Source organism: Spartobacteria bacterium UBA695, from assembly GCA_002298145.1.
In the GTDB taxonomy this organism is placed as follows: Bacteria; Verrucomicrobiota; Verrucomicrobiia; order Chthoniobacterales; family Chthoniobacteraceae; genus UBA695.
Genome location: DBMP01000029.1, coordinates 17178 through 30819, shown reverse-complemented (window position 1 = coordinate 30819; position 13642 = coordinate 17178). Strand labels below are relative to the sequence as shown.

Sequence of the window (13642 nt, the reverse complement as noted above, 5' to 3'; positions counted from 1 at the left end):
TCCGCCATGCAAACATCGAATTTAACCGTCGAAACCCGCCGCCTGCTGGGGACGCCCCTGGCCGTGACGGATTATGAACGGGCTGCGTCACTTACGCAGGTTTGGGCACGGGAGCCGGGCGTGCGCGCAGTGGCTGCCGCCAATACCCACATGGTTGCCATGGCCCGGCACGATCCCGCCTTTGCCGCCACGCTTTCCCGGTTTGATTTGATCGTTCCCGATGGAATGCCGCTCATCTGGGCCATGAACCGCCGGGGAGCGGGAATGCTCGACCGGGTGTACGGCCCGACGCTGATGCTCCACGTCCTGGCCCGGCCTGGCCTGCGCCATTTCTTCCTGGGCGGCAGCGAAGCGCTCCTACAGTCCCTGGTTGAGCGGCTTGGGGAACGCTTTCCGGCTTTGGAGGTCGCGGGAACCTATGCGCCCCCATTCGGCGTCTGGAGCGCGGAGGAGAATGCGCGGATCATCGAAAAAATCGCCGCTTCCGGGGCCCGGGTGATCTGGATCGGCTTAGGGTGCCCGAAGCAGGAACGCTGGATTGCCGATCACAAGGCCGAGCTGCCCAAGGGCGTCTACTTTGCCATCGGCGCGGCCTTTGCGTTCCATGCTGGAAAGGTGAGCCAGGCCCCCGCGTGGATGCAAAAGCGTGGCCTGGAGTGGCTCTACCGCCTGGCCGTCGAGCCCCGCCGCCTCTGGAAGCGCTACGTGGTCTACAACACCCTTTTTCTCTGGTACCTGTTCCTGGAGAGCCTTACGGGCGCTTCTCAAAAACCGTGAAGGCCGTGAAGGTCTGGACGGGAGTATAACCGTTGGTCTCCATATAGCCCCTGAGAGCGCCCGTCGCGTCGTAGATTTCTGGTTTAGAGAGAAAAATCCGGTGCGGTGCGGGTAAAGCTGCTGCGGTTTGAGGATCAAGGTTTCTTAAGTTTCTTGCTCCTTTATCCAGGCTGAAGTCGAGGCCATAGTATTCCCCCGTCAATCGGTCAGCTACCCACCAGACGGTTTTGCCTTCGTTGACATTGGCTAAAGCGGTTAGGGCTGCGCCGCGATAGTCTTCGCGTTGGTGACGCTCAGAGAAACGCAACAATCCCGCCGAGGTTGCCCATACGGCTAAGAACAAAACAGGCAATATCTTGCGGCGGGTCTTGAAAAGCTCCTCCAGGGCCAGAGTAATCAGCCAAAGAATCAAAGGAAATCCGGCGATGATATGCCGCCCGAGGACGCGAAAGTGCACAGCGGCTCCCTCCCCGAATACAAATACTAAAGGCAGCAGAGCAAACCCCAACGCTTTCACGGGAATGGATAGCGGGAGTCCTCGACGAAACCGGATGATTCCACCCCAGATCAAAGTGCCAGAGACTACGGCTGCCGCGAGGAGCAGCCCCGGGCCCAGGGTGCCCACTGCGTGCACGCCCAATTGCCTTAGTTCGTTTCGGTTGGGGCCGAGGCCTGCGAGTCCCAGTATTTCATAGGCGCAGTATAGGATTGAGCCCAGGTTCGTCTCTCCACCTGTTGCCCTGGCCCCGCGCAGAAGGGTGCCTAGATAATAGGTCCCCAATAAACCGAGGATGATGACAAAAACCGCCAGCCCCGACCAAGCTGCCGGGGATGGTCTGGGAATGTTTCCACGGTTTTTCCACAGAATCCAAACTGCTGCCAGCACTGCCGCCCCCGCCCAGGGGACTCCGAGGAGACTGGTTCCACAAAGGAGAACAACGCCCGCAAGGCCTATGAAGAGGGTCCGTGGCTCAAATGCCTGCCGGGCTGAGGCGGATATCTCGATGAGGTAAGCCAACACCATGCATGCCGTGCCATATTGCATCACATAACAGCGGGCTTGGTTGAGGTAGAATGCCAGGAAAGGAGAAAGGGCGGCTGCGGTAATGTACAAAACCAATTTCCGCCGCTGCATTCCGGCACGCCCCATGGCCACAAGAAGGGCGCCTTGGCCCAATAAAACCCAGGGTAGGTTGGCCAGCCTCAGGCTGTGTTCCGATGCCCCAAACCCATGTCGCCAAGCCCATAAATAGAAAGTGTAAAAGGGCGTCTGGGCGTCGGAGCCAAGTTCGTGCTTCATGGCCGAGACATACCCGGCAAAGTCTGGCTGATTGGCAAAAAACGCTGAAAAACCTTCGTCAATCCACAAACTGTCGCTGCTTGTAGCCACTGCGCCGAAGAGCAGCGAGAGGCAGAGAAGCCCCAGAATCAGTTGAAGAATCGCGGCTTTCCTCTCTCCTTCTGCGTGGTTGGTGACGGGGATCTCAGTTTCCATTCTTCCTCATTTATCCACGCAAAAGCAGGAGATAATCAATGCCATTCTTTCATCCGCGAGTGGATCGTCCGAACGGAGCCGAACATTTGCAGCGAATCGCGCAGTAGCGACACCTTGCTCCCGGGAATGTCGGTCCAGTCCACGGGGACCTCTTCCACCGCAGTGGCACGGTGATTTAGCGCTGCGAGCAGCTCGACATCGAAGGCGAAGCGCTTCTCTTGCAGCAGCGGTTGGATTTTGCGATACGCCTCCCGCGAGATTAGCTTGAAGCCGCACTGGCTGTCGTAAACATGCGGATCGATCCACGTACCGACCATGGAAGCAAAAATCCGTCCGGTGAAGTGGCGCTTGAGGCTTCGCTCCACTTTCCGCCCGCACATCTGAATGCGCGAGGCGAAGAGCGCCGAATTCGGATGGCGATCCTGCAAGAGTAAATCGGTGACGCGCCGAACTTCGTAAGCCGGGATTGCCCCGTCCGCATCCAAAAAGCCGAGCCAATCCGCGTCGTCGTCGGCCGCTGCCCAGCCGCGCATGATCGCCGCTCCCTTGCCTTGGTTGGTGCCCTGGAAAAGAGCTGCACGTACAAAGGGATAGCGCTTCTGGATGGAACAGACCAACTCATTGAGCCGCGCTTTGTCTTCCTCGGAAGAGCCGTCATCCACCGTCTGGATTGCGACCTCAAGCGCCGAGGATTCCAGCGCCGCGCATAACTCGGGCAGAAAGCGCGCCAGCCGTTCGCTGTCATTGAAACTGGGGATCACCAGCCAAAGGGCCCGGCGGGAGGTTGGAAGTTGCATGTGCTGTCTATTTCTAGAAAAGGCGGGTTGGTCTGTCAATGGAACCTCTTGCAATCGTAGCGGCTTTGATGTCAGACTTATTTTACGCTATTTTCTATGAGCAATTCCAAAGCAGGTCTCAATCAGCTCGAACTTTTGAAGTCTTTCACAACCGTTGTTGCTGATACAGGTGATTTCGAAACGATGCGGCAGTTTCACCCGCAGGATGCCACGACCAACCCGAGCCTGATTTATCAAGCCACCCAGAAACCCGAGTACCGTTACCTCCTCGATAAAGTCATCGCCGACCGCCGTTGCACCGGCCTCTCTGGCAAGGCGCAGATCGACGATGTGATCGACCACGTGCTGGTCGCCTTCGGCCTCGAAATCCTGGCCATCGTACCCGGCCGCGTCTCCACCGAGACCGACGCCCGCCTTTCCTTTGACACTGCGGGGACCATCGACAAGGCCCATCAGCTCATCTCCATTTACGAAAAGAACGGCATCAGCCGCGACCGCGTGCTCATCAAGATTGCCTCCACGTGGGAGGGCATCCGCGCCGCCGAAGTGCTGGAAAAGGAAGGCATCCACTGCAACCTGACGCTGCTTTTCTCACTCACCCAGGCCATCGCCTGCGCCGAGGCTGGCGTGCAGCTTATCTCGCCATTCGTTGGCCGCATTTACGACTGGTTTAAGGCCACCAACAAGCGCGACTACGTGGGGGCCGAGGACCCCGGCGTGCAGTCGGTAACGACGATTTACAATTACTACAAAAAATTCGGTTACCGAACCGAGGTCATGGGTGCGAGCTTCCGCAACACTGGCGAAATCATCGAGCTGGCAGGCTGCGACCTCCTGACCATCAGCCCCGATCTGCTCGGCAAGCTGGATACCTCGTGCGAGCCGCTCGTCCGCAAGCTCGACCCCGAAGTCGCCCGCTCGCTGGCCATCGAAAAAATCTCGCTCGACGAAAAGACCTTCCGCTACTGGATCAACGACGACGCCATGGCCACGGAAAAGACCGCCGAGGGAATCCGCAAATTCGCGGTGGACATTATCAAACTGGAGAAGTTCATCGGCGGGCTGCTTTAAAAAAGCGAAAGCCGTAAAAAGTCGCGAAAAGCGCAAAAAATTTGGGCGGGAGAGGGGATCTCTTCCGCCTTTTTCATGCCCCGGAGCGGATAAATAAAATACTTCCGGCCCGATGGCCCGGCGGGGAAAGGCGCGGTACAAGGCTTGCTGTTTCTTTCCCTTATGAAGTTGTTCCTCCTTTCCCTGATCACCCTTTTCGGGGTTTCCGCCATGGCCTCGGACGACGCGGCAGCCATCCTGATTAGCGTGCGCGACCAAAAGCTGGCCCTATTCGAGAACGGCGTGCAGGTCGCGCAGTACCCCGTCTCCACCTCCCGCTACGGCATCGGCGACCGCTTCGGCAGCTATGCCACCCCCGTGGGGGCGATGGAAGTGGCGCGGAAAATCGGCGACGGACGGCCTCTGGGGAGCGTCTTCCACGACCGCCGCCCGACGGGCGAAATCCTGCGGCCCAATGCTCCCGGGCGCGACCCGATCGTCACGCGGATCATCTGGCTGCGGGGTCTGGAATCCTCCACGCGCAACGCCTTTGCTCGCGGCATCTACATCCACGGGACGCCGGTCGAGCGGCAGATCGGGCGGCCCGCCAGCTACGGCTGCGTGCGGATGCGCTCGCGCGACGTAGCCGAGCTCTACAGCCGGGTGGACGTCGGAACGCACGTGGAGATCACCCCGGGCTCACTGCCGAGGAGCTACGCTGGGCTGTAGAAAATTTAGCGTTGCTTAAGCTGCCAATACGGTTCCCGCTGGAGCGCGATGCCGATTCTCAGCTCCCAAGCGGGTTTGTCTCCCTGCTTTTTAAAAATAATACGGACCTCTCCTGGCTGGTCCTCCATTCGAAGTGGGGAGCCGTTGATGGGATCGCAGAACCCCGCGATCTTTGCGCGCACGGTTTCCGGGTCGTCCAGTTGCGCTTGCAGAGCGGTCTTGAAAACGGCCCATAGCGTCTGGTAGCGGGCGTCGTTAAGCTGGGCGGTTTCCGCGGCGCTCAGAATGTCCGTAAACGGGTTTAGCCACAAGGCAGCAACCAGCTTATTGCGAGTGTAGGGGTCTTTCACGCGTTTGCAAAACGCAGCGATTTGCGGTTGGCGTTGGGCAAACGGGAGTTTCATTAGCTCAAAGAGTTCCATGCTGTGCCGGTCAAAGGCCCGGATTTTCAGATAACAAACCAGCGGGGAAAATCTGACCCATGAGGCGACGAACCGATGACAGGAACTCAGCACATCTTTTTGGGATCGGTCGGGTTTTGGGGAGGGGGATTCCAACTCATCGCTGTAAGTGTTGTGCGAAAACGCGTGTAGGAAGCGGAATTCCCGATCCTCGCCTTCCCAAAGCGACGGAAGCGGGGGCAGTGAGTTGATCCCCTTGGAGAGCATCTGAAGCGATTCCCGGTCCAAGGCGTTTAAATGAAACGCGGCCGTGTGTATGGCAACGGTGTTGCAGGAAAGTGCTTCCGCATTAGCAATCCCTGTCGCGCGGTCTCCCAGGTGGCGGGAGAATCGGAGCACCATGAGGAGGTCGTCTACGGCTTGGGGATTTTCGCCTTTGAGCAAATGCAGTCGGGCGCGCACCGTGGCGACGTTCGCGAGAGGGATTGGTCGCTCCTGAAAAGGGGATCCCCTCCCACTCGCACGACCCCATGGCGGCTCCCTTTGCCAGCAGCCCAAGCGGGGTCTCCCACTTTTGGATCAGGCTTTGCGCGACGTCTTCATCCAACGGTTTGCTTTGGTCGAAAAGCTTCATCTCCTCGCCACTCAGCTCCGGCATTGCGGCGAAAGCCTCTTCATAAAACATCGCCGCGCCGGAGATTGGCTTCGGCGGAGGCACCGGGACGCGCTCCAGCTTGGGGCGGTAGCCGTAGAAAATCGCCGAAACGACGATGAGGATGGCCACGAGGCCTCCCAGCAAGCGGAAGAAAGTCCGAATCAAGCGCTTCATGCGTTAGTGGCGGTCATTCAGCCACAAAACACCGCCCTTGCCCAAGCTTTTGCGTTTCTTGCGCCTTTTCGCGGCTAAAAAATCAGCACCGCTCCGCTTCGAGCCGGGCGAGCACCGCCGGGTAGAGCGCGTGCTCGGCCACCTGGATGCGGGCGTGGAGCGTCTCGGCCGTGTCGCCGGGGAGCACGGGGACTTCGCTTTGGCCCAGGATGGGGCCCGAGTCCGTGCCCGCGTCCACGTAGTGCACCGTGCAGCCAGTCTTGGCCGCTCCGGCGGCGAGCGCCTGCTTCCAGGCTTCCAGACCAGGGAAGTTCGGCAGCAGCGAGGGATGGATGTTGACGATCCGTTGCGGGAAAGCCTCCAGTAGCGGGGCCTTGATGATCCGCATGTAACCGGCCAGCACCACGAGCTCCACTCCGGCTTCGCGCAGGAGATTGACGAGGCGCGCCTCGGCCTCCGGCTCCATCTTCGTGCGGAAGCGGCCCGGGGCGGCGTACTCGGCGCGCAGGCCGCGCTCGCGGGCAAGGGTGAGGATGCCCGCGTCTTCGAAATCAGAGACCACTACGCGCACTTCGGCGTTCAGCGTGCCTGCGTCGATGGCCTCGGCGATGGACTTGAAATTGGAGCCTTTGCCCGACCCGAGAACACCGAGGCGGAGCGGGGGAAGATCAGTTTTGTTTGGCATTTGCGGCGTCGAGAATACGGGTGGTGGAGTGGCCCGGGACAAACGGGATGATGAGGATTTCTGATCCGGCGGCGTCGAGCACGGCGCGTTCGGATTTGTCGAGAGTGTCGGGGGTGTAGTCGCCTCCCTTGGCGTAGATCTGCGGGCGCACTTGCTCCATCAGGCCAACCAGGCGCACTTCCTGGAAAACGACCACGTAATCGACGCAGGCCAGCGCGGCGAGGACTTCGGCGCGTTCGAGTTCGGGGTTGATGGGGCGGTTGGGGCCTTTGAGGGCGCGCACGGAGGCGTCGCCGTTGATCGCTACGGCCAGGGCATCGCCCAGAGCCCGGGCGGCCTGGAGGCAGCGGATGTGGCCCACGTGGAGGATGTCAAAACACCCGTTGGTGAACACGAGCTTCCTCCCCTCGGCGGCGAATTGATCGCGGACGCGGGAGAGCTCTTCGGCGGTAACGATTTTTCCTACGGACATGGAAGGGGGAAAACATGCCCGGTTTTGCCGCAAAGGACAATCCTGGATTTACTCCGGGGCGGGAGTCGGCTATTGGGTGGGGGCGAGATGAAGACCACAGCGGAAAACTCCCGTTCCCAGCGGGTTGTCCTGGGCATTTTCTTTTCCATGTTCCTGCTGGTGGGGAGCGGTTTTTTCTATTTTATGACGCTGAGGCCCATGTTTCAGGGCTACGCGGCGCGGGCCTGGCTGGAAACGCCCTGCCTGGTCATATCCAGCAACGTGGTGAAAAGCAGCAGCGACGGCCCCACCTACCAGGTGGAAATTTCGTATGCCTATGAGGTTCATGGGCGCTCCTACCAGTCGGATCGTTACCAATTCCTACGGTTTTCCAGCAGCGGGCGGAGCGCCAAGGAGCTGGTGGTGCGCCGCTACCCCAAAGGCTCCCGGGCGGTTTGCTATGTGAACCCGAGCAACCCCGGGGAGGCTGTGCTGGATCGAACCCCATTCCCTTCGGGGTTATGGGCGTTCTTCCCGCTGATTTTCGTGGGGGTGGGGGCGGGCGGTGCGGTCTATGCCATTTTTGGGAAAAAAACCGCGTCGGCTTTCACTGATGAGCCTTGGATGCAACGGCAGGACTGGGCCGCGGGCCGCATCGCCTCTGAAAGCAGCGGGATCGGGTTCCTGGGTGTTTTTGCGCTGTTCTGGAACGGGATCTCCTTTCCCCTGACTTGGCAAGTCTTGTGTCAGCAGGTTTCGAAGAAGGGGGATTACGGCCAGCTCATGGTCCTGCTGTTTCCGTTGATCGGCCTGGTGCTCCTGGGCGTGCTGTTGTGGCAGGGGTGGCGGCGGGTGCGTTTTGGTCGGTCCTATTTTGAAATGGATGCGGTGCCGGGTGCCATCGGCGGCCTTTTGCAGGGGGGCATCCGGCTCGAAAAGGCGCTCTATCCCAAGGGCCCGGTGAAGCTGAAGCTTTCTGGCAATGTCCGCATGGCGGGCGATTCGCCTAGCGAGAGGGTTCAGTGGTTGCAGGAGCTGGAGATCCCCGTAGAGCCCGGTTGCCGGGTCCTCCCGGTGGCGTTCCGCATTCCAAGCGACGCCCAGCCGACCACGGTGACCGATGGAGGCCCGGGCGTATTCTGGCGGCTAGAGGCTAGGGCGACCGTTCCGGGCATTGATTACAAGGCCCGGTGGGAGGTGCCGGTTTACGAGGTGGAGCTGCTGCCGGGCGAGGCCGCTGCCCCGGAGGGCGAAGGTTCGCCGACCGGATAACCCAGGCCCTGGGGTTTGGACCCGCAGCCCATGGCTTCCGGTGGCGAAGATCGGTCTGCCCGTTCTCCCCCCCCGCCAAAAGCAATCCGCTCTTACGAAGGCGATATCGGCAGGTAGCGCCCGAACCATTCCGCGGCGTCGTGCGCCACGGTCTCCAGCGCGCCTGGCTCTTCGAAAAGGTGCGTGGCGTCGGGGATGAGCCGCATTTCGGTGACGGCGCTGATGTGCGCCATCGCCTCGCGGTTGAGCCCAATGACCACGTTGTCCAACTCGCCCACCAGGAGCAGCGTCGGGCTTTTCACCTTCGCGAGCCATGCCGAGGCCAGGTCGGGCCGCCCTCCGCGCGATACCACCGCGCCGATGCGTTCGCCCGCCTTCGCCGCAGCCACCAGAGCCGCGCCGCCTCCCGTGCTCGCGCCGAAATAGCCGATCCGCAAGCCCCGGGCCGCGTCCACGGTCTGAATCCAGTTCGTCGCCGCCAGAAGCCGGTCGGCCAGGAGCGGAATATCGAACCGGAGATGGCGCGTAAAGGAATCGATGACCTCCTCTTCGCGCGAAAGCAGATCGAAGAGAAGCGTTCCGAGCCCCGCGTCGTGCAGCACCCGCGCCACGAATTGATTGCGCGGGCTTAAGCGACTACTACCGCTACCGTGGGCGAACAGGACCAGCCCCACGGCATTGGGCGGAATTTGAAGCTCTCCATCGAGCGTGACATCTCCGACAGGAACCAACACCTCGTTCTCGAATTGAACAGCCATAATTTTGGAACCCTCCGAAGCAAAATCGCTCAGATTCGCCAAAAGTCCAACGCGTCCCTACCTTCCCCCTCTCTCCTCCCCCTGTCTTTTTCTTTTAAGCTTCCTCCGGTGCTCCCGGGCCGAGCAGGCGCACGCGGTGGTCGCTGAGCGGCAGGCGGACCGTTAAGGTCAGGCCCACGCCCGCGTTGCTCACCAGGTCGATCTCTCCGCCGTGGGCCCGGATGATGCGCCGCACGATCATGAGGCCCAGGCCGGAGCCGGTCGCCTTCGTGGTGAAGTAGGGCTGGAAGACGCTGGTCATGTTCTCGGGCGGGATGCCCCCGCCGGTGTCGGAAAACGAGATGGAAACCCAGGCGTCGTTCATCTCTGTGCGGATGCGCAGGATGCCCTCGCTTTTCATTGCCTGGAAGGCGTTCTTGATGACGTTGTAGAAGACTTGCTTGAGCTGGTCGCGGTCCACCTCCAGCAGCGGCAAGCCGGGGGCGAGTTCCTGTTCGACGAGGATGTTGCGGTCGGTGATCTCCGGCTCCAGAAAGGCGACGGATTCCTCGACGATGGCGTTGATGTTCTCGGGCCGGGTGGTCAGCGGGGTGGGCCGCAGGGCACGCAGGAACTGGTTGATGATGGAGTCGAGCCGGGTGATCTCCTCTTTGGCGATCTCGATGGAGTCCCGCAGGGGCCCCCGGGCTTCCTCGGGCAGCTTGCGCAGGCGGCGTTCCATCAGTTGCAGGTGGATGTGGAGCGAGTTGAGCGGGTTGCCGATCTCGTGGGCCACACCGGCGGCCAGCAGCGTGAGGGCCGAGAGCCGTTCGCTTTCGATGGTCTCCTCGGTGCTGCGGCGGGATTCCGTAATGTCCCGCAGGATCACCGCGTACCCGGTGATGTCGCTCTCCTTGGCCGGGCGCGCTTTGGCGGGCTCCGCCGCGTCGTTTTTCAACGGGACGACGTAGAAGTTCAGGATCCGGTTCTCCGGGTAAAACACCTCGATGTCGCGGCTGACGACCTGCCCGCCGCCGCCGCCCATGTGGCTCCAGTCGAGGCCGCGCAGCCGATTGGAGATGAGCTGGTCCATGCAGTCCTCGCGGGTGAAGCCAAAGAGGTGGCAGGCCGACTGGTTGACGTAGCGGATGCGGCCGCTCGGACCGGTGACGATGACGCCTTCCTGGATGGCGTTGAAGATCGTTTCCAGGAACCCCTTTTCCCGCGCGAGACGGGCCAGGTAGGTCTGTACGTCCTCGGGGCCGACGCGCCCAATGCGCTCGATTAATTTGTCTACGAATGCGGCTTTCACGGTTTGATTTTGGCGGTGACGCGCTGGAGCGTCTTTTGGTCGTCGATCAGCAGAAATTCCAGGACGCCGTCGCGCCGGATGACGGGTTCGGAGACGAGCGAGGCGGGGCCGTAAACGGGGCTGCCGTCGAGGTGAACGAAGAGCTGCGAGCCCACGTTGACGCGGTAGGTGAGGTGCCGCCCGTCGGGGCTGAAGGCCGGGGTGCCCAGGGTCTCGTATTCCGCCAGGGGCTTGCCGTTGAGGATCACGGCGGTTTTATGGTTCTCCTGCATGGCGCAGTAGGCGTAGGAAGCGCCCTCGGGGGCGAAAATCAGGCTGTCTTTGATGATCTCGGGGTATTCCGGCCCGGGCTTGCCGTCGAAGGCTACGAAGCGGCCTGTTTCGTCCCCGCCGATGTAGGCGTAGTGCTGGCTGTCGGCGCTGAAGGCGAGGTTCTCCATTTTGTCGTAGGCGGTGGCGCCCGCCGTGCCGTCGACCACGGCCACCCATTGGTCGATTTTCCGGGCGATGTAGCCGATGCGGCGGCTGTCGGGGCTGATTTTCAGCGAGCCGCGCGCGATGGCGTCAAAGTCAGGCTGTTCCTTGCCGTCGTAGACGACGAAGCGCCGCGCACCTTTTTCCGCCGCGTAGGCAAAGTGCTGGCTGTCGGGGCTGAATTGCAGGGTTTCGCCATAAACGCCGCCGTAGCCATCGCCCGCCTGGCCGTCGACGACGATGAGTTGCCTCCCGTGCTGCTGTGCGCCGTAGGCTACGCGCTTGCCATCGGGGCTGAAGACGGCCGCGCCCACCGCTTCGTAGGCCGGGCCCGCCTCGCCCTGGTTGACGATGCATTGCTGGTTGCCCTTGCGGATGCCGTAGATCAGGCGGGCTCCGTCGCGGCTCCAGACGGGGAGGTTGGTGATCTCCTCGTAGGGCCCTATTTCTGTGTTGTCGGCCACGATGTACCAGGCCGTGCCGCGCTTGGCCACGTAGGCCAGGTGCTGGCTGTCGGGGCTAAAAGAAAAGCTGGTTTCCAGGATCCGGTCCCAGCGGGCGCACTCGGCTGGTTCCGCATTTTTACCCGCTTCGAAGACGATCCACTGTTCTCCCTTGCGGGCACCGTAGACGACGCGCTTCTGGTCGGGGCTTAAGATGGGGGTGCGCGTCAGGATGCCGTCGAATTCAGGGCCGGGCTTTCCGTCGAGGACGATGCGACTGGTGCCCGGGCTCCCCCCCGCCGTGAGCAGCGCGATGTTGCAGCCCTCCCGCGAGGCGATGCGGATGACCTGGAAAGGGTGATCCATGTCCACGACGCCGAGCGCCTGGCTGGTGAACTCCAGTTTGGGGGGCTCAGCGGTTTCAGAGCGAGCGGCCGCCGGGAGGCAGGCAAGGCAGAGGATCAGGGCAGAAAGGCGGGACCACATGGCGTTGGCAAAGGATGGTCGCGTGCGGGGCCACCGGCGGCAAGCCTAAACCCGCGCGGCTCCGGGGGTTTTGCGGAGCGCGTTTGGCGGAGGGGGCTTTATTTCGGCAGCGAATCGCGGTAGGCGGTCGGCGAGCGGCCGACGATCCGCAGAAAGACGCGGTTAAAGTGCGTTAGCGACTGGAAGCCGACTTCGTAGGCGATTTCGCTTACCCGCAGGTTCGGGTTCAGTAAGAGGTTTTTCGCCTTCTCGATCCGGACCCGTGAGAGGTACTCGGTGAAGTTGATCCCCGTGGCTTTTTTGAAAAGCTTGCAGAAATAGAAGGTGCTGACGTTGAGCGCGCGGGCCACTTCGCTGAGCGAAATCGGGTCGCTCTTGTGTGTTTCGATGAATTCCTTGGCGCGGTGGATGATGGGCGGCTCGGCGTTGGCTTCCTGGAGCGCGATCTGGTTGGAGAGGGTGCTCAGGTGCTGGGCGAAGATTTCCAGCAGCTTGACCATGGAATGGTACTGCGGCGCGGTGAGGACGTGGCTCTGGAAATAGGCCTCCTCCAACTGGTCCACGTCGAGCGTCCCGCCCCATTCGAGAAGCTGTTTGGCGATGCGCTGGAACTGCGCTTTGTTCGGGGCGCGCAGGAGCACCTGGCCGGTTTGCAGGTAGCCGATGGTTTTGAGGCCGAGGTGAACCGGCACGGCTGTATCGGCCAGGCCCGCGAAGCAGGTGACCGTGCGGGGCTTCTCGCCATCGCTAAGCGTTACCTGGTGCTGCACGTCGAGGCAGGCTGCGCAGGAGCGCCCGGATTGCGATACCATCGCGCAGAATGGGTTTTCGTGTTTCTTGCCACGGTGCGCGGCGTTCCATACTTCCACGGGCCGCAAGCTCAAGGGGAGCTGCGTGGCATCGCTAAAGGCCCGCTCGTAATCCTGGTAAATCTTCGAGCGGGAGAGCTGCTGAAGCAGGCGGTCCTCCGGATTCTTGGGCGTGGCCTCATGGATGCCCGGGCTGTTGTTCAACTCCGGTTTCATCCAATAACCATTTTGGGAGAGTTTTGGACAGTTTTTGAAAAGCGCACACCTTAGTTTGCTTCGATTTTACAGAAAAACCAACTCTTTTTTGTCGTAGCCGTGTTTGGCGTTAATCTGGCTATTTTTTGCCTCTGAAGTGGTGATTTTTCACCATCAAGGCCACGAATTGGGCAAATTTCCCGTTTACCAAATATCCCGCAGCGACCAGAGCCGCAGCCCCTCGGAGTAGGGCTGACGTATGTTCATGTTAGCCCCGCGGTGCATGGTTGTTTCCGTATAGGTCACCAGCGAGCGGCCCGAGCCGTAGAGGGCCGGGGCGGCGGGGTTGATCATCTGGGCAGGAGAGGGGGCCGTGGCCACTCGCAGGAGGAGGCCTTCGTAGGTTGGGCCGTTGCCGCGGGTCAGCTCGGCGACGGGGGCCGGGTAGCGCGCCGAGGCCGGGGTCACGGGGACCTGGGTTTGCGCGTAGGCATTGGCGACCGCGACCCCGCACCGCCGGGGGGCCGCCTGGCTCGTCGATACGCCGATGCCGAAGGAAGTTAAAATTAGGACAATCACTAGAGGCTTTTTCATCGTATATCCTTTCGTGAAGGATACGCGCACAATGGAATTGGCGGCTGGGCCTCAATGGGGTATCAAAGGGGACGGCCTATGGGTTATGTTTTCAAAAATTGGGACA

Annotated in this window: 15 protein-coding genes; 4 read left to right on the top strand and 11 right to left on the bottom strand. The window is 61.2% G+C overall.

The genetic code is table 11. The features are described 5' to 3' along the window. Positions 1–6 precede the first annotated feature (6 nt). A complete protein-coding gene (locus B2828_RS16335; RefSeq protein WP_479634842.1) occupies positions 7–777 on the top strand; it encodes a WecB/TagA/CpsF family glycosyltransferase in 771 nt (256 codons plus the stop codon). Here B2828_RS16335 and B2828_RS16330 read toward each other — a convergent pair. Both B2828_RS16330 and B2828_RS16325 read right to left on the bottom strand, forming a co-directional pair. Continuing rightward, the gene (locus B2828_RS16330) at positions 752–2272 is read right to left on the bottom strand and encodes a hypothetical protein (RefSeq protein ID WP_479634841.1); all 1521 of its coding nucleotides are present in this window, start codon (positions 2270–2272) and stop codon (positions 752–754) included. The two genes, B2828_RS16335 and B2828_RS16330, sit on opposite strands and share 26 nt — an antisense overlap. Positions 2273–2307: 35 nt before the next feature. Then, positions 2308–3069: a glycosyltransferase gene (locus tag B2828_RS16325; RefSeq protein ID WP_479634840.1), complete on the bottom strand. Its 762-nt coding sequence runs from the start codon at positions 3067–3069 to the stop codon at positions 2308–2310. Positions 3070–3165: 96 nt separating this feature from the next. Between B2828_RS16325 and tal the strand changes: the two genes are divergently transcribed. Beyond that, on the top strand, positions 3166–4140 hold the full coding sequence (tal, locus tag B2828_RS16320; RefSeq protein ID WP_479634839.1) for a transaldolase: 975 nt from the start codon (positions 3166–3168) through the stop codon (positions 4138–4140). A 162-nt stretch (positions 4141–4302) separates the two neighbouring features. Further along, complete coding sequence (locus B2828_RS16315) at positions 4303–4848, top strand: L,D-transpeptidase (RefSeq protein ID WP_479634838.1); 546 nt, start codon at positions 4303–4305, stop codon at positions 4846–4848. A gap of 5 nt (positions 4849–4853) precedes the next feature. On the opposite strand, the gene B2828_RS16310 is transcribed toward B2828_RS16315, so the two are convergent. From B2828_RS16310 to B2828_RS16295, 4 genes are all read right to left on the bottom strand, one after another. Continuing rightward, positions 4854–5363: a hypothetical protein gene (locus B2828_RS16310; protein ID WP_479634837.1), complete on the bottom strand. Its 510-nt coding sequence runs from the start codon at positions 5361–5363 to the stop codon at positions 4854–4856. Between the two features lie 235 nt (positions 5364–5598). Then, positions 5599–6078, bottom strand: coding sequence for a hypothetical protein (locus B2828_RS16305; RefSeq protein WP_479634836.1), 480 nt, complete (start codon positions 6076–6078; stop codon positions 5599–5601). An 82-nt stretch (positions 6079–6160) separates the two neighbouring features. Continuing rightward, positions 6161–6763, bottom strand: a complete 603-nt coding sequence (gene purN / locus B2828_RS16300) for a phosphoribosylglycinamide formyltransferase (RefSeq protein ID WP_479634835.1) — start codon at positions 6761–6763, stop codon at positions 6161–6163. After that, positions 6747–7235: an adenylyltransferase/cytidyltransferase family protein gene (locus B2828_RS16295; RefSeq protein ID WP_479634834.1), complete on the bottom strand. Its 489-nt coding sequence runs from the start codon at positions 7233–7235 to the stop codon at positions 6747–6749. Before B2828_RS16295 ends, purN begins: the two co-directional genes overlap by 17 nt. Before the next feature lie 87 nt (positions 7236–7322). Here B2828_RS16295 and B2828_RS16290 point away from each other — a divergent pair, with 87 nt between their 5' ends. Continuing rightward, a complete protein-coding gene (locus B2828_RS16290) occupies positions 7323–8486 on the top strand; it encodes a DUF3592 domain-containing protein (protein WP_479634833.1) in 1164 nt (387 codons plus the stop codon). A gap of 92 nt (positions 8487–8578) precedes the next feature. Here B2828_RS16290 and B2828_RS16285 read toward each other — a convergent pair whose 3' ends face one another. From B2828_RS16285 to B2828_RS16265, 5 genes are all read right to left on the bottom strand, one after another. Then, positions 8579–9244 carry a dienelactone hydrolase family protein gene (locus B2828_RS16285; RefSeq protein ID WP_479634832.1) on the bottom strand — a complete coding sequence of 222 codons (666 nt, stop codon included), beginning with the start codon at positions 9242–9244 and terminating at the stop codon, positions 8579–8581. 94 nt (positions 9245–9338) lie between these two features. Next, positions 9339–10535, bottom strand: a complete 1197-nt coding sequence (locus B2828_RS16280; protein WP_479634831.1) for a two-component system sensor histidine kinase NtrB — start codon at positions 10533–10535, stop codon at positions 9339–9341. Then, positions 10532–11938 carry a hypothetical protein gene (locus B2828_RS16275; protein WP_479634830.1) on the bottom strand — a complete coding sequence of 469 codons (1407 nt, stop codon included), beginning with the start codon at positions 11936–11938 and terminating at the stop codon, positions 10532–10534. Before B2828_RS16275 ends, B2828_RS16280 begins: the two co-directional genes overlap by 4 nt. A gap of 98 nt (positions 11939–12036) precedes the next feature. Next, entirely contained in the window at positions 12037–12963 is a 927-nt protein-coding gene (locus tag B2828_RS16270; protein WP_479634829.1) for a helix-turn-helix domain-containing protein, read from the bottom strand. A gap of 183 nt (positions 12964–13146) precedes the next feature. Continuing rightward, positions 13147–13536: a hypothetical protein gene (locus B2828_RS16265; RefSeq protein ID WP_479634828.1), complete on the bottom strand. Its 390-nt coding sequence runs from the start codon at positions 13534–13536 to the stop codon at positions 13147–13149. Between the last annotated feature and the right edge of the window lie 106 nt (positions 13537–13642).

Coding starts and splice junctions, on each gene's coding strand:
- B2828_RS16335 (WP_479634842.1), top strand. CDS start 7: ATGCAAACATCGAATTTAACCGTCGAAACCCGCCGCCTGCTGGGGACG.
- B2828_RS16330 (WP_479634841.1), bottom strand. CDS start 2,272: ATGGAAACTGAGATCCCCGTCACCAACCACGCAGAAGGAGAGAGGAAA.
- B2828_RS16325 (WP_479634840.1), bottom strand. CDS start 3,069: ATGCAACTTCCAACCTCCCGCCGGGCCCTTTGGCTGGTGATCCCCAGT.
- tal (WP_479634839.1), top strand. CDS start 3,166: ATGAGCAATTCCAAAGCAGGTCTCAATCAGCTCGAACTTTTGAAGTCT.
- B2828_RS16315 (WP_479634838.1), top strand. CDS start 4,303: ATGAAGTTGTTCCTCCTTTCCCTGATCACCCTTTTCGGGGTTTCCGCC.
- B2828_RS16305 (WP_479634836.1), bottom strand. CDS start 6,078: ATGAAGCGCTTGATTCGGACTTTCTTCCGCTTGCTGGGAGGCCTCGTG.
- purN (WP_479634835.1), bottom strand. CDS start 6,763: ATGCCAAACAAAACTGATCTTCCCCCGCTCCGCCTCGGTGTTCTCGGG.
- B2828_RS16295 (WP_479634834.1), bottom strand. CDS start 7,235: ATGTCCGTAGGAAAAATCGTTACCGCCGAAGAGCTCTCCCGCGTCCGC.
- B2828_RS16290 (WP_479634833.1), top strand. CDS start 7,323: ATGAAGACCACAGCGGAAAACTCCCGTTCCCAGCGGGTTGTCCTGGGC.
- B2828_RS16285 (WP_479634832.1), bottom strand. CDS start 9,244: ATGGCTGTTCAATTCGAGAACGAGGTGTTGGTTCCTGTCGGAGATGTC.
- B2828_RS16275 (WP_479634830.1), bottom strand. CDS start 11,938: ATGTGGTCCCGCCTTTCTGCCCTGATCCTCTGCCTTGCCTGCCTCCCG.
- B2828_RS16270 (WP_479634829.1), bottom strand. CDS start 12,963: ATGAAACCGGAGTTGAACAACAGCCCGGGCATCCATGAGGCCACGCCC.
- B2828_RS16265 (WP_479634828.1), bottom strand. CDS start 13,536: ATGAAAAAGCCTCTAGTGATTGTCCTAATTTTAACTTCCTTCGGCATC.